Genomic DNA, 17,988 nt, shown 5'->3' on the forward strand with positions numbered 1-17,988 from the left:
GGTGGAGAACCGTTACGAACGCTGCCGCACCGTCGGAAACGTGGACATCCTGATCGTCAGCGAGTCGTTCCTGCCCCAGGTCAACGGGGTCACCAACTCGGTACGACGGGCCTTGGAGCACCTCGAGGTCGAGGGGCACCGCGCGATGCTCGTCGCCCCGTCGGGACCCGACACCTACGCCGGAGCGCCGGTCCACCGCGTCCGCACGATGGCGATGCCGACCTATCGCGAGTTCCCGGTCGGCCTCGCCACGCGGGGCCACCTGCGTCGGCTGATGACGGCCTTCGCCCCCGACGTCGTGCACCTGGCCTCACCGGCGTGGCTGGGCCACCAGGCGGGGGAGGCGGCCCGGAGCCTGGGCATCCCGGTGGTCGCGGTCTACCAGACCGACCTGATCGGGTTCGCCGAGCGCTACCCCTTCCCGGGTGCTGCCGGCGCGATGCGCACCCTCACGCGCCGCGTGCACGGGCCGGCCGACCGCAACCTCGTCCCGAGCACGGCGAGCGGGAGCCAGCTCGCCGCGCTGGGCATCGAACGCATCCACCGGTGGGGACGCGGCGTGGACACGCAGCTGTTCACCCCGCACCGCCGGGACGAGCGGGTCCGCAAGGAGCTGGGCGGGGGTGTCCTCGTGGGGTACGTCGGACGCCTGGCCGCCGAGAAGGAGCTCGAGCTGCTGACCCACCTGCGCGATGTCCCCGGCACCCGGTTGGTGCTGGTCGGTGGCGGGCCCGAGGAGCAGCGGTTGCGCACCCTGCTCCCGGACGCGGCGCTGCTCGGCGTACGCCACGGGGAGGACCTCGCCTCGGTGGTGGCCTCCCTCGACGTCTTCGTGCACACCGGGCGCACGGAGACGTTCTGCCAGTCGGCCCAGGAGGCGCTCGCCGCAGGGGTCCCGGTCGTGGCTCCGCGAGCGGGCGGTCCCGTCGACCTCGTGACCGAAGGGGTCAACGGGTTCCTCTACGAGCCGGGCGACGGTGCCGAGCTGCGTCGGCTGGTCGAGCGCCTCGCTGCCGACGAGCCGCTGCGCCGCGTGCTGGGGCGACGCGCGGTGGCCGGCGTGCGCCACCGGTCCTGGTACGCCGTCAACGACCAGCTCGTCCAGCACTACCGGGCCGTCTGCCGGCCGCTCGAACACGCTGACGCGGGTGAGTCCGACCTGCCGCGCACGGGCTGAGCCGAGAGACGCATCTCACGACCGGGTGGGTCCCAGAACCGGCTCCGGTGGTGGACAGCCTGCGGTGGGAACGGGATCATTCGGGTTCAGGAGTCACTCACCCGAGGAGTAGTCGATGGCCGACGCGCCGCAGCCGGAAAAGCTCGAGCAGCTCCACCGGCTCGAGGACCTGAGCAACGACGAGCTCAAGGCGGTCATCGACAAGGGGCGCCACGTCCGGCTGCCCGCCAACTGGTCGCTGATCTGGGAGAAGACCCCGGCCGACAAGGCCTACCTGATCGTCGACGGCGAGGTCGCGGTGCGGAAGGGCAAGGAGGAGGTCGCCCGGCTCGGTCCGGGTGACGTCATCGGCGAGATGGCGATCGTCCGCCACAAGCTCCGCTCCGCGAGCGTGGTCAGCCTGACCCCGGTCGAGGTCATCCACTTCACCAAGGAGTCCCTCGAGGAGCTGCTCGACGAGGTGCCCGCCTTCGGCGACGCGCTTCGCCAGACCACCGACGACCGCCTCGGTGCGCCCAAGGAGTCCAAGGACTGACGATCGACGACTGGCGGATCGACAACTGGCGGATCGATGACTGACAGGGGACCAGTGGCGTGGCCGAACCGGTCGACCACAAGCACCTGATCGACCTCCTCGAGGCCTACCTCCTCGGCGAGGAGCCTTCGTTGACGGGCAACGAGCTGGCCAGCGACGTCGGCATCCCGTTCGAGACGGCACGTGACCGGTGGCGCAGCCTCGGCTTCACCGCGGTGGGCGGCGACGTGCCGGCCTTCACCCACGCGGACCTCGAGGCCCTGCGGCTGACCCAGCGGCTCAGCGAACTCGGCTTCGTCGAGGCCGACGACGAGTCGGCACTGGTGCGCACGCTGGGGCGCAGCTTCGCCCGGCTGGCGGAGTGGCAGATGCGCCTGCTCGCGCGGATGATCGACATCGACTCCATGGAGCTCGACGAGCTGCGCACGATCATGGACGAGGTGGTGCCGGCGGTGGAGTCGCTGCAGAACTACGTGTGGCGGCGGCACACGCTCGCCGTCGCGGCGCGGCTCCTGCTGGCCGCCGACGAGGACGACGCGGACCCGACCGGCGACCAGCCGGGGGACCGCGAGGGAGAGGTCGTCGGCGTGGGCTTCGCCGACATCGTGAACTACACCCGCCAGAGCCGGTCGCTGAGCCGGAAGGAGCTGGGGCACCTCGTCGACAGCTTCGAGGCCCGCGCCCTCGAGATCATCGGTGCGCACGACGGCCGCATCATCAAGACGATCGGCGACGAGATCCTGTTCGTGGCCGACGACCCCGAGTCGATCGCCCGCATCGGGCTGGAGCTGATCGAGGAGCGGCTGCGGGACGAGGACTTCCCCGAGCTCCGGGTCGGACTGGCCTGGGGTCCGGCCCTGGCACGGCTGGGCGACATTCTCGGTCCGGTCGTCAACGTGGCCTCGCGGTTGACGTCGACGTCACGGCCGGGGCGCGTGCTGGTGGACCGGGCGCTGGCCGAGCAGCTCAAGGACAACGAGCACTTCAAGCTGCGTCGGCTCCGGCGTACGTCGGTGCGCGGCTATCGCAAGCTCGAGCCCTGGTCGCTGCGTCGTCCCGCCGACGAGGACCCGGAGGTGACCGACGACGGGTCGATGCCGGGTCCGGCCTCGTCATTCCTGCACGAGCAGCGCAAGGGCCTCTTCCGTGGTGCCGACGAGACGCGCCCGGCCGGCGAAGGGCCGGCCGGCGGCGAGGACGTCGACTAGCGGCCAGGCGGGCAGGGTCCTGGTCCAGTAGTCGGTACCGACGAACACCATCGGCACCACCTGGCTCTCGGCCGCGTAGTAGTTGGTGCACGCCGCCTGGAAGATCTCCTGGACCGTCCCCGCTGCGCCGGGCAGGAAGACCATGCCGCCGCGGCTGACCTCCAGCAGCACGTCCTCCCGGATGGCGTTGCGGAAGTACTTCGCCACCACCGAGCTGAACGCGTTCGGCGGCTCGTGGCCGTAGTGCCAGGTCGGGATGCCCAGCGAGCGACCCGAGTCGGCCAGGTCGCCGCAGGCGTCGAGCGCGGCCCGGGCCCACGCGGTGATGTCGGGGCGGAAGGCGGGCACCGCTCGGACGGTGGCCAGCGCTTTCTCGAGGCCGCCACCGTCGTCGTCTCCCAGTCGCGCCCCGAGGTTGGCAGCCTCCATGGCACCGGGGCCGCCCCCGGTCGCCACCGTCAGGCCACTGGCCGCGAGACCGTGACCGAGACGGGCCGCGTCGGCGTACGCCGGGTCCTCGCGGGTCAGCGCATGGCCGCCCATCACGCCGACGATCCGGCGCGCGGCGGTGTACTCGCCGAGCGCGTCGTCGACCGACCCGTCGTGCAGCGACTTGGCCAGCATCCGGCGCAGGTCGTGTCCCGTCCCGGACCGCGACCACGCGTAGATGCGCGCGTCGGGCGTGTGCTCGTACCCGTGCTCGAGGCCGGCGTAGAGCTCGGCCGGGGTGTACAGCTGCGCCCGCCAGGGATCGAAGGGCACGTCGGGCACGGCCGGGAAGATCAGCGCTCCGCCCGCTCGCAGTCGGTGGGTCACGTCGTCGGAGATCGTGCAGCCGAGGAAGAGGGAGCCGTGCGGGTCGAGCTCGAGCAGCGTGTCCTCGCGCTCGGTGAGGTCGAGGTCCTGGACCTGCCAGCCGGACATGGAGTGCCGGTGCTCGCGGGTGCGCGCCACTGCCCGGTCGAACTCCTCGAGCGACTCGATCTCGATCATGGGCCGATCATGGCCGATCGGTGTCTGGTTAGCCTTCCGGCATGGTGAGCAACGTCAGCTTCGCGCTCCTCGACGCCGCGGTCATCGCCGGTCGGGGGGAGGACCCGGTCGTCGGGCGGCGTACGCACGCCCGGCTCCTCGAGGAGGTGGCCGCGCTCGGCGGCGCGCTCAAGTACCTCGGCGTGGACCGTGGCTCTCCGGTCGTGGTCGACCTGGAGGACGACGACGACGCGGTCGTCGCGGCACTGGCCGTCGCACGGATCGGTGGGGTCCTGACCACGGTCGACACACCCGACGCGCCCGTGCTGGTGGTGTCGGCGGGGTCCGCGCTCTCCGGCGAGGGACGGGTCCGCCTGGTCCGGGGCGAGTCGGTCACCGAGCCGGACGCGGACTGGGAAGTGCTGCTCCGCGCCGGCCGCACCGACCCTGCTGCCACCGAGCTCCTGGACCCCAGCGCGCCGTACTCCCCGGACCGCAGCGTGGCCGACCAGATCGAGCTGCTCGCGGGAACCTCGGCGCCGTACGACGCCTCGGAGCTGCGGGGGTTGCTGGGGGTGTAGGGGTGTCGGTTTCCCCGGACGTCCGGGGAAACCGCGGGCTGGCAGGCAATACTCTGCCCGCCAGCCCTGAGAATTGCCCGCCAGCCCCAACCGTTTTGTCGCGAGCTAGCTCTCCTCGCCGAACCGACCTCGTGCCTCGACCGGGATCAGTGGCTTCTCGGCCCGGGCCCTGATCTCCTGCACGGCCCAGGTGTTGCCGTCCGGGTCGGCGAAGCCGAAGAACGTGCCGCCGTCGCGGTCGTCGAACTTCTGGATCTCCGAGCACTCGACGCCTCGGCCCACGAGCTCCTCGCGGGCAGCCACAGCGTCGGGTACGACGAGCTGCAGTCCCCGCAACGAACCCGGGGCCATCTCGTTCTGCATCGGCAGGCTGCCGACGACGATCGAGCAGCCCGAGCCGGGCGGGGTCAGCTGCGCCACGTGCATGTGCTCGTTCTGCGTGTCGTGGTCGAGGTCGAAACCCGCCTGGTCGCGGTAGAAGGCGATCGCGGCCTCGAGGTCGCTGACGGGCACGATGACGACTTCCAGGGTCCAGTCCATCCGGTCACCCTTCCAGCCCGACCCCGCTGCGACAATGGCCGGCGTGAGTGAACGCCGCGACGTCGTGATCCTCGGGTCGACCGGGTCCATCGGGACCCAGGCCCTCGACGTCGTGCGCGCCAACCCCGACCGGTTCCGGGTCGTCGGGCTGACCGCGGGCGGTTCGCAGGAGCAGCTCTTCCACGAGCAGGTCGTTGAGTGGAAGCCCGCCTTCCACGGCCTGGGCGAGGACGCATCCACCGAAGCGGCCGCCTTGTCGTGTGACGTCGTGCTCAACGGGATCACCGGCGCGGTCGGGCTGCGTCCCACCGTGGCGGCGCTCGAGTCCGGCAACACCCTGGCGCTGGCCAACAAGGAGTCGCTGATCATCGGCGGTCCGGTGGTCACCACCCTCGCGAAGCCCGGCCAGATCGTGCCCGTCGACAGCGAGCACAGCGCGTTGGCGCAGTGTCTGCGCGGCGGCCGTGCGGAGGAGGTACGCCGCCTCGTCCTCACTGCCAGCGGGGGCCCCTTCCGTGGCCGTACTCGCGAGCAGCTGAGCGAGGTCACCCCCGAGGAGGCGCTGAACCACCCCACCTGGGACATGGGCCCGGTCGTCACCATCAACTCCGCGACGCTGGTCAACAAGGGGCTCGAGGTGATCGAGGCCCACCTGCTCTTCGACATCCCCTTCGACCGCATCGAGGTCGTCGTGCATCCGACGAGCGTGGTGCACTCGATGGTCGAGTTCTCCGACGGCTCGACGCTGGCCCAGGCCAGCCCGCCCACCATGCTGATCCCGATCGCCCTCGGCCTCGCCTGGCCCGACCGGCTGCCGGACACCGCACCACCGGTCGACTGGTCGAGTCCCCAGACCTGGGAGTTCTTCCCGCTCGACGACGAGGCCTTCCCCGCCGTACGCCTCGCTCGCGACGCGGGGGAGCGCGGCGGCACCGCTCCGGCTGTCTACAACGCGGCCAACGAGGTGTGCGTGGAGGCCTTCCGCACCGGGCGCCTGGCCTTCGTCGACATCGTCGACACGATCGCCGAAGTCATGAACAGCCACCCCGTAGGCTCGGCTGCAGACCTCACCGTCGACGACGTGCTCGCAGCCGATGCCTGGGCCCGGTCGACTGCCGCGACCCTCCTGAAGGACCCCGAAAAGGACCCCGCCCGATGACTGCCCTGCTGTACCTCCTGGGCGTGCTCCTGTTCGCCGTCGGTGTCGCCGCCTCGATCGGCCTGCACGAGATGGGGCACCTGATCCCGGGCAAGCTGTTCAACGTCAAGGTCACCCAGTTCTTCGTCGGCTTCGGGCGCACCATCTGGTCGAAGCGGAAGGGCGAGACCGAGTACGGCCTCAAGGCAATTCCGCTCGGCGGCTACTGCAAGCTCGTCGGGATGCTCCCGCCGGAGCCCGACCAGGACCCCAACAAGATCCGCGAGACCCGCACCGGCATGTTCGCCCAGCTCGTCAGCGACGCCCGCTCGGCCGAGTGGGAGCTGGTCGACGAGCACGACCACGACCGGCTGTTCTACAACAAGCCCTGGTGGAAGCGCGTGATCATCATGGGCTCCGGGGTGGCCATCAACCTGGTCCTCGCGTTCGTGCTCTTCGTCTTCGTGTTCTCCGGGTACGGCGTCCAGAAGGCCACCACCACCGTCGACACGGTCTCGAAGTGCGTGATCGCTGTGACCGAGGCCAACCGCGGCGAGCCGATCCGGAAGTGCACGACCGCCGATCCGGTGGCACCGGCGCTGGCCGCCGGGTTCAAGCCCGGCGACCGGATCGTGTCCTTCAACGGTGCGGCAGTGACCAGCTGGACGCAGGTGCAGAAGGAGATCCGCTCCAACGGCGCCAAGCCGGCGACCGTGGTGGTGGACCGTGACGGCAAGCAGCTGACCCTGCACCCGGCCACGGTGGTCTCGCCCCGCGTCGACCCGGACCACCCCGAGCGGATCACCAAGGTCGGCTTCCTCGGCCTCGCCCCCACGACCGAGCGCGAGCGCCAGGGTCTCGGGTACGCCGTGACCACGATGGCCGACGGCACCTGGCAGACCCTGCAGGCCATCGGCTCGATGCCGGTGAAGGTCTACCACGTCGGCCGAGCCGCGCTCGGCCTCGAGGAACGCGACCCGACCGGACCGATGAGCGTCGTCGGCACGGGCCGGGTGGCAGGCGAGGTCGCCTCCGAGCACAAGATCTCCTACGCCGACCGGTTCTTCTCGCTGATCCTGCTGCTCGCCGGCCTGAACCTGTTCCTCGGCCTGATCAACCTGGTGCCGCTCCCGCCGTTCGACGGCGGCGGTATCGCGGCCACCCTCTACGAGACCGTGCGCCGCTGGATCGCCAAGCTGCTGCACCGGCCGGACCCGGGTGGCTTCGACAGCGCCAAGCTGCTGCCGGTCACCTACGTGATGGCCGCCGTCATCCTGCTGGTCAGCGTGGTGTTGATCTTCGCCGACATCGTGGCGCCCATCTCCATCAGCTGAACCGCCCACTCAGGCCCTCCACAGGCCACGAACCTAGAATCGACACATGAGCGTTTCCCTCGGCATGCCCGCGGCCCCGCCGCCGGTGCTCGCCCCCCGCCGCAAGACCCGCCAGATCAAGGTGGGCAAGGTGGGTGTCGGCAGTGAGTCGCCCGTCTCGGTGCAGTCGATGACCACGACACTGACCGCCGACGTGAACGCCACCCTCCAGCAGATCGCCGAGCTGACCGCCTCCGGCTGCGACATCGTCCGGGTCGCGTGTCCCTCGGCCGACGACGCCGAGGCGCTGCCCGCGATCGCGCAGAAGTCGCAGATCCCGGTGATCGCCGACATCCACTTCCAGCCGAAGTACGTCTTCGCCGCGATCGAGGCCGGGTGTGCCGCCGTACGCGTCAACCCTGGCAACATCAAGAAGTTCGACGACCAGATCAAGGAGATCGCGCAGGCTGCCAAGGACCACGGCACCTCGATCCGCATCGGCGTCAACGCCGGGTCGCTCGACAAGCGGGTGATGGAGAAGTACGGCAAGGCCACCCCCGAGGCGCTGGTGGAGTCCGCGGTCTGGGAGGCCTCGCTGTTCGAGGAGCACGACTTCCACGACTTCAAGATCTCGGTCAAGCACAACGACCCCGTGGTGATGGTGCGCGCCTACGAGCTGCTGGCCGAGGCCGGCGACTGGCCGCTGCACCTCGGGGTGACCGAGGCCGGGCCGGCCTTCCAGGGCACGATCAAGTCGGCCACGGCGTTCGGCGCCCTGCTCAGCCAGGGCATCGGCGACACCATCCGCGTCTCCCTCTCCGCACCCCCCGTCGAGGAGGTCAAGGTCGGCCTGCAGATCCTGCAGTCGCTGAACCTGCGCGAGCGCAAGCTCGAGATCGTCTCCTGCCCGTCCTGCGGGCGGGCCCAGGTCGACGTCTACAAGCTGGCCGACGAGGTGACCGCCGGGCTCGAGGGCATGGAGGTGCCGCTGCGGGTCGCGGTGATGGGGTGTGTCGTCAACGGCCCCGGCGAGGCCCGCGAGGCCGACCTCGGCGTCGCCTCCGGCAACGGCAAGGGGCAGATCTTCGTCAAGGGCGAGGTCATCAAGACCGTCCCGGAGTCACAGATCGTGGAGACCCTCATCGAGGAGGCCATGCGGATCGCCGAGGGCATGGAGTCCCAGGAGGGCTCCTCGGCCGAGGTCACCGTCTCCTGAGGCTCAGCTGGCCGCCAGGGCTCGTTTGACCAACGCCAGCGACGCCGCGCACGAGCGCCAGGCAGGGCTCTCGGAGGACAGGAAGGCCAGGTCCTTGACGGCCTTCGTCACGGCGGCCGCGTCGGTGAGCTCGATGACCTGCGCCTGCTGCCAGCCCGGTCGCTGCTGCTGGGTCGCCACCGGCGCCTGGGTCGTGCAGGACGTCAGTGCGGCGCGCACCTGGGCCGGGGTCGGCGGAGCCGGGGGAGCCTTGGGCTTCTTCTGCTTCTTCTTGTCCTTGTTCTTCGGACTCGGGGTGGGGCTGGATGAGGGAGTCGGCCTCGCGGCGTACTTCTCGGCAGCGTCGCGGATCTCGGCGAGCCGCAGCTCCATGTCGTACGGCGCCAGCTTGGCGCCGAAGGTGGTCAACGCGCTGATCGCGCTCTTCTCGCGGTCGATCGCCGCGTCGCAGCCCGAGGCCTTGGCCGAGCTCGCGTAGTAGTCGATGGTCACGACCACGGTGTTCCAGCGCTCGGCCAGGGCCGAGGGGTTGGTCTTCTGGTCGTTGCCGCGGACCTGCTGGCCGAGGTCCTTCCACTGCCCACGGCAGGCGGTCGTCGCCTTGCTGGGTGCGTCGGCCTTCGCCTCGTCGCTGCCGCATCCGCCCACGAGCAGCACCAGTGCCACTCCGAGGGCAGCACGCCCGGCGCGGGCTGGAGGACGCATGCCGGTCACGCTAGTGGTCCACAGCCTCGCTGACCGGCGAACGCGCGGGCGCCTTCTGTCGTAGGCTCCGGGCGTGGTCCGGACGAGCCAGAGCCTTCGTGTGCTCGGGCCCAGTGACGTCGCCGCCGGACTGGAGGTCATCGGCACCGATCCGGTGGTCAACGTCTTCGCCGACTACCGCACCCGGATCACCCAGTTGGACCCCCGCTGGCTCGGCGGCGAGATGTGGGGCTACTTCGACGGCGACCGGCTGGCCTCCATGTGCCACGTCGGCGCCAACCTGGTGCCGGTCAACGCCTCCCCGGAGGCCTGCGACGCGTTCGTCGACCGCGCCATCCGCACCGGCCCGCGCAGCTCGACGATCGTGGGCCCGCGCGACGCGGTCGCGCTGCTGTGGTCCGGGCTCGAGGAGCACTGGCCGGCGCCGCGCGACTTCCGGTGGGACCAGCCCCACCTGGTGGCGACTCGCGAGCCGACGGTGCCGCGCGACCCGTTGGTACGGCGAACGACCAAGGACGAGGTGGACGTGCTCTACCCGGCCTGCGTGGCGATGTACACCGAGGAGGTCGGCATCAGCCCCGAGCAGGACGGCGGCCGCGACCTCTACCGCGCCCGCGTCAACCAGCTGGTCGGCCGCGGCTGGTCGTTCTCGCGGATCGAGGGCGACCGCGTGGTGTTCAAGGCCGAGGTCGCCTGCGCGACGCCGAACGCCTGCCAGATCCAGGGGGTGTACGTCGACCCCGAGCTGCGCGGCCAGGGACTCTGCACCGCCGGGATGGCGACCGTGGTGGACATCTGCCTGCGTGAGATCGCACCGGCCGTCTCGCTCTACGTGAACGGGCACAACGAGCCCGCACGTGCGGCGTACCGTCGGGCCGGGTTCGAGCAGACCGGCACGTTCGCCACGATCATGTTCTGAGGAGAACGATGTCCCTTCCCCTGGACGCCAAGATCGTCGTCGGCGCCTTCCTCGCCTCCGGCACCGTGCACCTGGTGCGTCCGGAGACCTTCGAGCCGCTGATGCCCGAGGCGGTGCCGATGCATCGCGAGGTCATCTACGCCAGCGGGGTCGCCGAACTGGTCTGCGCGGTCGGCATGCTGCACCCGCGGACCCGCCGCCTCGCGGGGCTCGCCAGCGCTGCCGTGCTGGTCGGTGTCTTCCCCGGCAACATCAAGATGGCGCTGGACGCGCGCAAGACGCGCAACCAGGCCTACCGGGCCATCAGCCTGGCCCGGCTGCCGCTGCAGCTCCCGATGATCCGCGCCGCGCTGAAGGTGGCCCGCGCCAGCTGATCCGTGCGGTCAGTCGATGCGGACGACGACGTCGGCCCGCTCGCGGGTGGCCGAGACGAGGTCGGCGTTGGCCTGGTCGGACACGGTGGCCCACCGCTCCGCGAGGTCGCGCGGCTTGCCGTGCGCGGCGTGCCGATCGACCAGCCGCTCGAGGCGGGTGGTCTCGTCGGCCTCGACGAACCACACCTCGTCCAGGAGCCCGTGCACCTCCGACCAGCCCGGTGCGTCGTACAGCACGTAGTTGCCCTCGGTGACGACCAGCTTGTGCTCGGGGCGTACGGCGACCGCACCCGCGACCGCCAGCTCGCGGGACCGGTCGAAGGCCGGTGCGTACACGGTGTGGCCCGGCTCGTTGCGCAGCCGGCGGAGCAGGGCCACGTACCCGGCGACGTCGAAGGTCTCCGGGGCGCCCTTGCGATGGCTCAGCTCGAGCCGGGCCAGCTCGTCGTCGTGCAGGTGGAACCCGTCCATCGGCACCACCACGGCCTCTGCGCCGTAGCGGTGCACGAGCCGTTCCGCGAGCGTGGACTTGCCGGCGCCGGGGGCACCGCAGATGCCGAGGACGACCCGGCCGGTGGCCGACATCGCGTGTGCGCGGTGGAAGAGGTCGTCGTCGAAGGCGACGACGGGTGGCGGCATCGACGGCGGAGGCACAGGTGCACAGTACGGCGAGGGAAACCGAGTCGTCCGCCGCGGAGCCCCACGGCTAGCCTTGCCCGGTGATCCTGAGAATGTCGAAGCTGTTCGTGCGGACCCTCCGAGAGGACCCCGTGGACGCCGAGGTGCCGAGCCACCGGCTGCTCGTGCGTGCCGGCTACATCCGTCGGGCCGCACCCGGCATCTACTCCTGGCTGCCGCTGGGGCTGCGCGTCTACAAGAAGGTCGAGAACATCGTCCGCGAGGAGATGAACGCGATCGGCGCCCAAGAGCTGCAGTTCCCGGCCCTGCTGCCCCGCGAGCCCTACGAGGCGACCGGTCGGTGGACCGACTACGGCGCCGGGATCTTCCGGCTCAAGGACCGCAAGGGCAACGACTACCTGCTCGGGCCCACGCACGAGGAGATGTTCACCCTCGTCGTGAAGGAGCTGTACTCGTCGTACAAGGACCTGCCGGTGTGGCTCTACCAGATCCAGACCAAGTACCGCGACGAGGCGCGTCCCCGCGCCGGCCTCATCCGCGGGCGCGAGTTCGTGATGAAGGACAGCTACTCCTTCGACATCGACGACGCCGGGCTGGATGCGTCGTACGCCGCCCACCGCGAGGCCTACATCCGGACCTTCGAGCGGTTCGGGTTCGACTACGTGATCGTCAAGGCGACCAGCGGGGCGATGGGGGGGTCGAAGTCCGAGGAGTTCCTGGCCAGCAGCCCGGTCGGCGAGGACACCTACGTGCGCTGCACGAAGTGTGACTACGCCGCCAACGTCGAGGCGGTGCAGGTGCGCCCGCCCGCGCCCGTCGCGTACGACGACGCCCCGGCCGCCCACGCCGAGGACACCCCGGACACCCCGACCATCCAGACGCTGGTCGACCACCTCAACGCCGCTTTCCCGCGCGAGGACCGGCCCTGGAACGCCGGTGACACCCTCAAGAACGTGCTGGTGGTGCTCAAGCACGCCGACGGCACCCGCGAGCCGCTCGCCATCGGGCTGCCCGGTGACCGCGAGGTCGACCAGAAGCGCCTCGAGGGGATGCTGGAGCCGACCGAGGTCGAGGCGATGGACGAGAAGGACTTCGCGAAGTACCCCTCGCTGGTCAAGGGCTACATCGGCCCGGCCGAGCTGGGGGAGAAGTCGGAGTCCGGCATCCGCTACCTCGTCGATCCGCGCATCGTCGAGGGCACCCGCTGGGTCACCGGCGCCAACGTGCACGGCAGCCACGTGCTCGACCTCGTCGCCGGTCGCGACTTCACGCCCGACGGCACCATCGAGGCGGCCGAGGTCCGCGACGGCGACCCGTGCCCCAACTGCGACGACGGGACGCTGGAGACCGCGCGCGGCATCGAGATGGGTCACATCTTCCAGCTGGGTCGCAAGTACGCCGACGCGCTCGGCCTCCAGGTGCTCGACGAGAACGGCAAGCTCGTCACCGTGACGATGGGCTCCTACGGGATCGGCGTCTCGCGCGCGGTGCCGGTGATCGCCGAGGACAACCACGACGAGCTGGGCCTGATCTGGCCGCGCGAGGTGGCCCCGGCCGACGTACACCTCGTGGCGACCGGCAAGGACGCCGCTGTGTTCGAGGCGGCCTCCAAGCTGGCCGACGACCTGTCCGCCGCCGGTCTCGACGTCATCTACGACGACCGCCCCAAGGTCAGCCCCGGTGTGAAGTTCAAGGACGCCGAGCTGATCGGCGTACCCACGATCGTCACGGTGGGCCGTGGTCTCGCCGACGGCAACGTCGAGGTCAAGGACCGCCGCTCCGGCGAGCGCACCGACGTCCCGGTCGGTGACGCCGTCACCCACCTGGTGGGTGTGGTCCGCAGCTGACCGGGGCTTGCGTCATACGAATTGGTGCCTATAGCGCACGGTTCGTATGACGTTGTGGGGGACGTCATACGAGTTGGCTGCCATAGCGACCAGTTCGTATGACGTCCCGGGCCGGTGTCAGATCTGGTCGAGATCGTCCAGGTCGTCCTCGGTGGGTTCCCAGCGGAGCGCGGCGGCGTTCGTGCGCACCTGCTCGCCGCGGGTCACGCCCGAGATGACCGAGGCGACCGTCGGCTGGGCGGCGAGTCCGGCGATGGCGACGTCGAGGACCGAGAGGCCGCGCTCGGCGGCGTACGCCTCCAGCGCCTCGATGCGGTCCCAGTCGGCTGCGGCCAGCCAACCGGCGCGGCCGGCGTCGAGGTCCGCTCGGGAGCCGGTGGGGGCCGCCTCGCCGCGGCGGTACTTGCCGGTCAGCAGGCCGTACTCGAGCGGGAAGAAGGGCAGCATGCCGAGGCCGAACCGCTCGCATGCCGGGACCAGCTCGTCCTCGACGCTACGGTCGAGCAGCGAGTAGCGGTTCTGGGCGGACACGAACGGCTCCAGCCCCTTGGTCTCGGCCGTCCACGCCGCGTCCGCGACCTGCCAGCCGGCGAAGTTGGAGCAGCCGACGTAGCGCACCTTGCCCTCGTGCACCAGCTCGGTCAGGGCACCGAGCGTCTCGGCGATCGGGGTGACGGGGTCGGGCGCGTGCAGCTGGTAGAGGTCGATGTGGTCGGTCTGCAGCCGACCCAGGCTGGCCTCGACCGCGCGCCGGACGTAGCGGCGCGAGCCGCGGGTGCCGTGGTCCTCGCCGTTGGCGCCCTGCATGTCCATGCCGAACTTGGTGGCGACCACGAACTCGTCACGACGACCCTTGAGGGCGTGGCCGAGCAGCTTTTCGCTGCCACCGGGGTGTACGCCGTAGATGTCGGCGGTGTCGAGCAACGTGACACCGACCTCCTGGGCGGTGTCGAGGATCTCGGTGACGCCGTCCTGGTCGACGCGACGGCTGAAGGCGTTGGTGCCGATACCGACCGCGCTGACCATGAGTCCCGAGCGACCGAGGGGGCGGTAGTCCATGTCCATGCGACGACCCTACGAGCAGCCCCTAACCCGTCGTACCAGCCTGCCGCAGCGCGGTCGCGAGCGACTGGTCGATGAGCGGCTCGAGCGACTTCACGCCCGTCCACGTCAGTCGTACGCCGGCGGCCTGCACCATCCGAGTCAGGGTGTTCTGGCCGTCGCAGTAGCACCACCACGCCAGCCGGTCGCCCCTGGTCCGGCCGAAGGTCGGGACGTCGGTGGCCAGCTTCAGGTGGAGCACCGAGTCATCGCCCTCCGGGTCGTCACCCTCGATCGCGTTGGGTGCCTGCTCGTCGTACACCTCGCGCAACGGGTGCGCGTCCGGGACGTGGTCGAGGCTGACCACCAGGTCGGCCCTGACCGTGCCGAGGTCGTTGCTGGCCGCGGCGTCCACCATCGAGGTGCTCCAGGAGCAGTCCTGCCCACGGAGGTGGGCCCGGTGGTAGCGCGTCGGCAGGTCGAGGGCGACGGTGACGCCTCCGTGAGCGGACCGCAGCTCGCAGGTGACCCGGTACGTGCCCGGCGGCGCGGTTCCCTGCGCCGAGCCCAGGGTCTCGTCACCGGACGAGTGGCAGCCCGTGGCGAGCATTCCCGCGGCCAGGACCAGTGCGCCGCCGCGTCGCCCGAGCATCCGGTCATGCTAGTCACCCACTAACGTCGCCCCATGCAGCCAGACGCCGTGATCTTCGACTGGGGCGGCACCCTCACCCGGTGGCACGACATCGACTTCCACGCCGAGTCACTTGCCCTCGCGCACGCCGTCGTCGAGTCCGACCAGGAGCACGCCGTGCACGCCGAGGCCCTGCACCGCGCCAACCAGGCAGTGTGGGGTCGCAGCCGCGACCACCAGCAGAGCGCGACCGTCGCCGACCTGTTCACCGAGGCCGGGCTGAGCCACGACCCCGAGCTGCTCACCCACTACCGCGAGTTCTGGGAGCCGCACACCGCGACCGATCCGCAGGTGGCGCCGCTCTTCCTCACCCTCCGTGACCGCGACATCAGGGTCGGCGTGCTGTCCAACACGATCTGGCCACGCGCCTGGCACGAGGACTTCTTCGCCCGCGACGGTGTCCTCGACCTCATCGACGGCGCCGTCTACACCAGCGAGATCCCGTGGACCAAGCCGGCTCCCGAGGCGTTCCTCGCGGCCCTGGAGGCGGTGGGGGTCGAGGACCCGGCGCGCAGCGTGTACGTCGGGGATCGGCTCTTCGACGACATCTGGGGTGCGCACAACGCCGGGCTGAAGGCGATCCACATCCCGCACAGCGACATCCCCGTCGAGCAGTACGGCCACAGCGAGGGCGACCCCGATGCCGTCGCCCACGAGCTCAGCGACATTCCCGGGCTGCTCGACCGGCTCTGACCGGCACCCCGAGGTCAGACCGCCCGGAAGCCGCTGCACACCAACCGCAGCTGGGTGATCTGACCGCCGACGTGGCTGTAGTAGGCGACCTGCTCGATCACGGCCGGTCGTCCGTCGATCTCGACCTCGATGCGGTAGCTCACCCGTTCCACGTCGGCCACGATGCCGGTCTCGAGGTCGACCAGTCCCGTGACGGTCTTGCTCGGGTCGAACCAGACGCCCAGGACGATGTCGACCACGCCCATCGGGGTCTCGGCGTCGAAGAAGCGTCGCGGGGTGACGGCCCGGAAGACGACCGGGGTGGCGAACAGCGAGCACAGCCGGGTGGCGTCCCGGTCGGCGACCGCGTGGGCCAGCCGTACGCCGAGCGTCGTCGCCTGCTCAGTAGCTGAAGGTGTTGGCTGCTTCATCGCCGATCCACTCCCACATCGGGACGGTGCCGCCGAGCTCGGCGTTGGGCAGTAGGTCACCCTTGTCGAGGTGGCGCGCGTCGAAGCAGATCGGGCAGACCAGGTAGCGGCCGCCGGCCTCGGCGTACCTCCGGACGAGGTCCTCCAGCGGCGGGCAGCCCTCGCAGGCCGCGGCTCGGGCCGTGTCGCCGACCACGAGGCGGGCGGCCTCCTTGGTCAGGAACATCAGCGTCGGTCGGCCCGCCTCGGCCGACCCGACGGAGACGAGGAAGGCGACGGTGACCTTCTCGGCGTCCTCGAGCCCGGTCGTCAGGCTGATCACGGACTTGGTGTTCATCGGGGCTCCTTGTGTGGCGGGGACTGACCTCGTGATCGTGCCCCGCCATGGAGCCCCGGATCATGGGGTGGTTGCCCCATCTTCGAGCGCGCCGACCAACCCGTGCTCGGCCGCGAACAACGCCGCCCCGGCACGGTTGTTGACGCCGGCCTTGAGGTAGATGTGCTCGAGGTGGTTGCTCACCGTCTTGGTGCTGATCACCAGCCGACGCGCGACCTCGCTGGTGGTGCAGCCGCACGCGACCAGGCTCAGCACCTCCACCTCGCGCGCCGTGAGGCCGGCCGGTCCCGACGAGCGTCCCGCGCGGGGGTGCCCTGCCTCGGCGAGCACGGCGTCGACGGCTGCCTTGTCCAGACGACCTGCCCGCACCTCCTCGCGGAGCCGGGCCGCTGCCGCTGCGGGATCGAGTGCCGGTCGGTGCGGTCGTGCCTCGACGGACCCCCGGTAGCTGTCGGCCGCGGCCAGGATCCGCTGGGTCATCGGCAGCGCGGACCCGCTCAACCCCCGCGGGTAGCCGGAGCCGTCGAGGCGCTCACGATGTGCCTCGGCGATCGACGCCTCGGCCTGCAGCCCCTGCACGCGGCTGAGGATGCGGCCGGTCAGGTAGGGATAGAGCCGGATGCGTTCCCGGTCCGACTCCGACAGGGTGGCCGGCTTCTCCCAGACCGAGTTGGGCACGCCCATCCGGCCGAGGTCGTGCACGTACGCCGCCCGTCGTACTCGTGCGACGTCGGACGGCGGCAGCCCCAACCGGCCCGCCGCTGCACTGGCCAGGTCGGCGACCGCACGCGAGTGGCCGACCGTGAACGGGCACTTCAGGTCGGCGAAGTCGCCGAGCGCGCGCAGCATCACGTCGAGGTCGTCGCCGTGCAGCATCACGTCCCGGTCGGGGGCGAGCTCCAGCGCCCGAGACCAGACGTCCTGGTCGGGCAGCACGTTGATCCGGCTGCGGCAGCGCAGCAGCGCCTCGACGAGCGACGGGTCGAACTGCCGTCCGCTGCGGGCCCGCGCCATCGCCAGGGCGCCACTCGTCCCGTGGGTCCGCAGGTGCACCTCGCACACCTCGGCGAGCTGGACCACGCGGGTGGCCAGCGGCAGCTCCGCCCCGCTGCGTCCCTCCGGGAGGCCGTTCCCGTCCCAGCGCTCGAAGGCGCAGGCCACCGCCTCGCCCACGCTGCGGTCGAGCCCGATGTGCTCGGCCATCAGGCCCGCCGACTGGCAGTGCGAGTGGATCAGCGCCGCCATCCGGGTACGTGGGGTCAGCAGCAGCGTGAGCAGCAGCCGGGTGCGCATCGGCAGCGGCCGTGCGGATCCCGTACGACGGACCAGGTAGACCAGGTAGGGCAGCCCGGACCAGTCGAGCTGGTAGCTGTCACGGCGCATCGCCAGGTCGTCGCCGAACCAGCGGCTGAACTCGTGGGAGTCGGCGTGACAGCCGATCCAGAGCACGAGGTTCGTGTAGTAGACCGTCGCGCGCTGCTCGTCGTCGAGGTCGAGCTCGTCGGCCAGCATCGCGGCCAGCAGCGAGGAACGCAGGACGTGCTCCATGGGCAGTCCCAGGCCCAGGTCGATCGAGATCGAGAGGGCGGCCAGGACCTCGGCCCTGCGAGCCCCCTGGCCGTTGCCCTCCACCGGAGTCGGCATGGCACGAG

The 17,988-nt window shown here is 70.7% G+C and carries 20 protein-coding genes; 11 read left to right on the forward strand and 9 right to left on the reverse strand.

Translation table 11 applies throughout. The features are described 5' to 3' along the window. Nucleotides 1-40: 40 nt before the first annotated feature. The 3 genes from H976_RS28185 to H976_RS28190 all read left to right on the forward strand — a co-directional run bounded on the left by H976_RS28185 (nucleotide 41) and on the right by H976_RS28190 (nucleotide 2,920). Complete coding sequence (locus tag H976_RS28185; protein ID WP_231389025.1) at nucleotides 41-1,177, forward strand: glycosyltransferase family 1 protein; 1,137 nt, start codon at nucleotides 41-43, stop codon at nucleotides 1,175-1,177. A 115-nt stretch (nucleotides 1,178-1,292) separates the two neighbouring features. Beyond that, a complete protein-coding gene (locus H976_RS0122785) occupies nucleotides 1,293-1,712 on the forward strand; it encodes a Crp/Fnr family transcriptional regulator (protein ID WP_027863396.1) in 420 nt (139 codons plus the stop codon). Between the two features lie 59 nt (nucleotides 1,713-1,771). Then, the gene (locus H976_RS28190) at nucleotides 1,772-2,920 is read left to right on the forward strand and encodes an adenylate/guanylate cyclase domain-containing protein (RefSeq protein ID WP_051277374.1); all 1,149 of its coding nucleotides are present in this window, start codon (nucleotides 1,772-1,774) and stop codon (nucleotides 2,918-2,920) included. Here H976_RS28190 and H976_RS0122795 read toward each other — a convergent pair. Then, nucleotides 2,825-3,913, reverse strand: coding sequence for an LOG family protein (locus tag H976_RS0122795; protein WP_051277376.1), 1,089 nt, complete (start codon nucleotides 3,911-3,913; stop codon nucleotides 2,825-2,827). The genes H976_RS28190 and H976_RS0122795 overlap by 96 nt on opposite strands. A 41-nt stretch (nucleotides 3,914-3,954) precedes the next feature. On the opposite strand from H976_RS0122795, the gene H976_RS0122800 reads away from it, so the two are divergent. After that, nucleotides 3,955-4,473 carry an AMP-binding protein gene (locus tag H976_RS0122800; RefSeq protein ID WP_027863398.1) on the forward strand — a complete coding sequence of 173 codons (519 nt, stop codon included), beginning with the start codon at nucleotides 3,955-3,957 and terminating at the stop codon, nucleotides 4,471-4,473. 105 nt (nucleotides 4,474-4,578) lie between these two features. Here H976_RS0122800 and H976_RS0122805 read toward each other — a convergent pair whose 3' ends face one another. Further along, nucleotides 4,579-5,013: a VOC family protein gene (locus H976_RS0122805; RefSeq protein ID WP_027863540.1), complete on the reverse strand. Its 435-nt coding sequence runs from the start codon at nucleotides 5,011-5,013 to the stop codon at nucleotides 4,579-4,581. Nucleotides 5,014-5,056: 43 nt separating this feature from the next. Here H976_RS0122805 and dxr point away from each other — a divergent pair, with 43 nt between their 5' ends. Genes dxr through ispG form a run of 3 tightly spaced genes read left to right on the forward strand, consistent with a single transcriptional unit; the run spans nucleotide 5,057 to nucleotide 8,680 of the window. Continuing rightward, entirely contained in the window at nucleotides 5,057-6,172 is a 1,116-nt protein-coding gene (dxr, locus tag H976_RS28195; protein WP_369759045.1) for a 1-deoxy-D-xylulose-5-phosphate reductoisomerase, read from the forward strand. Next, nucleotides 6,169-7,485, forward strand: a complete 1,317-nt coding sequence (locus H976_RS0122815) for an RIP metalloprotease (protein ID WP_027863399.1) — start codon at nucleotides 6,169-6,171, stop codon at nucleotides 7,483-7,485. The genes dxr and H976_RS0122815 overlap by 4 nt, the downstream gene beginning before the upstream one ends. A gap of 46 nt (nucleotides 7,486-7,531) precedes the next feature. Then, on the forward strand, nucleotides 7,532-8,680 hold the full coding sequence (gene ispG / locus H976_RS0122820) for a flavodoxin-dependent (E)-4-hydroxy-3-methylbut-2-enyl-diphosphate synthase (RefSeq protein WP_027863400.1): 1,149 nt from the start codon (nucleotides 7,532-7,534) through the stop codon (nucleotides 8,678-8,680). Between the two features lie 3 nt (nucleotides 8,681-8,683). Here ispG and H976_RS0122825 read toward each other — a convergent pair whose 3' ends face one another. Next, entirely contained in the window at nucleotides 8,684-9,385 is a 702-nt protein-coding gene (locus tag H976_RS0122825; protein ID WP_155918655.1) for a hypothetical protein, read from the reverse strand. 73 nt (nucleotides 9,386-9,458) lie between these two features. Here H976_RS0122825 and H976_RS0122830 point away from each other — a divergent pair, with 73 nt between their 5' ends. Both H976_RS0122830 and H976_RS0122835 read left to right on the forward strand, forming a co-directional pair. After that, nucleotides 9,459-10,304, forward strand: a complete 846-nt coding sequence (locus tag H976_RS0122830) for a DUF4081 domain-containing GNAT family N-acetyltransferase (protein ID WP_027863402.1) — start codon at nucleotides 9,459-9,461, stop codon at nucleotides 10,302-10,304. 8 nt (nucleotides 10,305-10,312) lie between these two features. Continuing rightward, complete coding sequence (locus tag H976_RS0122835) at nucleotides 10,313-10,678, forward strand: DoxX family protein (RefSeq protein ID WP_036227693.1); 366 nt, start codon at nucleotides 10,313-10,315, stop codon at nucleotides 10,676-10,678. Between the two features lie 9 nt (nucleotides 10,679-10,687). Here H976_RS0122835 and H976_RS0122840 read toward each other — a convergent pair whose 3' ends face one another. After that, complete coding sequence (locus H976_RS0122840; RefSeq protein ID WP_231389026.1) at nucleotides 10,688-11,332, reverse strand: nucleoside/nucleotide kinase family protein; 645 nt, start codon at nucleotides 11,330-11,332, stop codon at nucleotides 10,688-10,690. 65 nt (nucleotides 11,333-11,397) lie between these two features. Between H976_RS0122840 and H976_RS0122845 the strand changes: the two genes are divergently transcribed. Further along, nucleotides 11,398-13,164 carry a proline--tRNA ligase gene (locus H976_RS0122845; protein ID WP_027863405.1) on the forward strand — a complete coding sequence of 589 codons (1,767 nt, stop codon included), beginning with the start codon at nucleotides 11,398-11,400 and terminating at the stop codon, nucleotides 13,162-13,164. A 117-nt stretch (nucleotides 13,165-13,281) separates the two neighbouring features. Here the strand turns inward: H976_RS0122845 and H976_RS0122850 are convergent, their stop codons facing one another. Together H976_RS0122850 and H976_RS0122855 are read right to left on the reverse strand one after the other, a co-directional pair. Continuing rightward, on the reverse strand, nucleotides 13,282-14,229 hold the full coding sequence (locus H976_RS0122850; protein ID WP_027863406.1) for an aldo/keto reductase: 948 nt from the start codon (nucleotides 14,227-14,229) through the stop codon (nucleotides 13,282-13,284). 22 nt (nucleotides 14,230-14,251) lie between these two features. After that, nucleotides 14,252-14,857: a hypothetical protein gene (locus tag H976_RS0122855; RefSeq protein WP_027863407.1), complete on the reverse strand. Its 606-nt coding sequence runs from the start codon at nucleotides 14,855-14,857 to the stop codon at nucleotides 14,252-14,254. 33 nt (nucleotides 14,858-14,890) lie between these two features. Between H976_RS0122855 and H976_RS0122860 the strand changes: the two genes are divergently transcribed. Further along, nucleotides 14,891-15,589, forward strand: a complete 699-nt coding sequence (locus H976_RS0122860) for an HAD family hydrolase (RefSeq protein ID WP_027863408.1) — start codon at nucleotides 14,891-14,893, stop codon at nucleotides 15,587-15,589. 14 nt (nucleotides 15,590-15,603) lie between these two features. On the opposite strand, the gene H976_RS28200 is transcribed toward H976_RS0122860, so the two are convergent. The 3 genes from H976_RS28200 to H976_RS0122875 are packed head-to-tail and all read right to left on the reverse strand — an operon-like array spanning nucleotide 15,604 to nucleotide 17,980. Continuing rightward, complete coding sequence (locus H976_RS28200) at nucleotides 15,604-15,999, reverse strand: hypothetical protein (protein WP_051277378.1); 396 nt, start codon at nucleotides 15,997-15,999, stop codon at nucleotides 15,604-15,606. Continuing rightward, nucleotides 15,971-16,336, reverse strand: coding sequence for a peroxiredoxin (locus H976_RS0122870; RefSeq protein WP_027863409.1), 366 nt, complete (start codon nucleotides 16,334-16,336; stop codon nucleotides 15,971-15,973). Before H976_RS0122870 ends, H976_RS28200 begins: the two co-directional genes overlap by 29 nt. Nucleotides 16,337-16,396: 60 nt before the next feature. Continuing rightward, nucleotides 16,397-17,980, reverse strand: coding sequence for an HD domain-containing phosphohydrolase (locus H976_RS0122875; protein WP_027863410.1), 1,584 nt, complete (start codon nucleotides 17,978-17,980; stop codon nucleotides 16,397-16,399). Between the last annotated feature and the right edge of the window lie 8 nt (nucleotides 17,981-17,988).

Source organism: Marmoricola sp. URHB0036 (assembly GCF_000426045.1).
Classification (GTDB): domain Bacteria; phylum Actinomycetota; class Actinomycetes; order Propionibacteriales; family Nocardioidaceae; genus Marmoricola.

Excerpts from the sequence above, each read along its gene's own strand:
- H976_RS0122785 (WP_027863396.1), top strand. The coding sequence starts at position 1,293 with ATGGCCGACGCGCCGCAGCCGGAAAAGCTCGAGCAGCTCCACCGGCTC.
- H976_RS0122795 (WP_051277376.1), bottom strand. The coding sequence starts at position 3,913 with ATGATCGAGATCGAGTCGCTCGAGGAGTTCGACCGGGCAGTGGCGCGC.
- H976_RS0122800 (WP_027863398.1), top strand. The coding sequence starts at position 3,955 with ATGGTGAGCAACGTCAGCTTCGCGCTCCTCGACGCCGCGGTCATCGCC.
- H976_RS0122805 (WP_027863540.1), bottom strand. The coding sequence starts at position 5,013 with ATGGACTGGACCCTGGAAGTCGTCATCGTGCCCGTCAGCGACCTCGAG.
- H976_RS0122815 (WP_027863399.1), top strand. The coding sequence starts at position 6,169 with ATGACTGCCCTGCTGTACCTCCTGGGCGTGCTCCTGTTCGCCGTCGGT.
- ispG (WP_027863400.1), top strand. The coding sequence starts at position 7,532 with ATGAGCGTTTCCCTCGGCATGCCCGCGGCCCCGCCGCCGGTGCTCGCC.
- H976_RS0122825 (WP_155918655.1), bottom strand. The coding sequence starts at position 9,385 with ATGCGTCCTCCAGCCCGCGCCGGGCGTGCTGCCCTCGGAGTGGCACTG.
- H976_RS0122835 (WP_036227693.1), top strand. The coding sequence starts at position 10,313 with ATGTCCCTTCCCCTGGACGCCAAGATCGTCGTCGGCGCCTTCCTCGCC.
- H976_RS0122850 (WP_027863406.1), bottom strand. The coding sequence starts at position 14,229 with ATGGACATGGACTACCGCCCCCTCGGTCGCTCGGGACTCATGGTCAGC.
- H976_RS0122855 (WP_027863407.1), bottom strand. The coding sequence starts at position 14,857 with ATGCTCGGGCGACGCGGCGGCGCACTGGTCCTGGCCGCGGGAATGCTC.
- H976_RS0122860 (WP_027863408.1), top strand. The coding sequence starts at position 14,891 with ATGCAGCCAGACGCCGTGATCTTCGACTGGGGCGGCACCCTCACCCGG.
- H976_RS28200 (WP_051277378.1), bottom strand. The coding sequence starts at position 15,999 with ATGAAGCAGCCAACACCTTCAGCTACTGAGCAGGCGACGACGCTCGGC.
- H976_RS0122870 (WP_027863409.1), bottom strand. The coding sequence starts at position 16,336 with ATGAACACCAAGTCCGTGATCAGCCTGACGACCGGGCTCGAGGACGCC.
- H976_RS0122875 (WP_027863410.1), bottom strand. The coding sequence starts at position 17,980 with ATGCCGACTCCGGTGGAGGGCAACGGCCAGGGGGCTCGCAGGGCCGAG.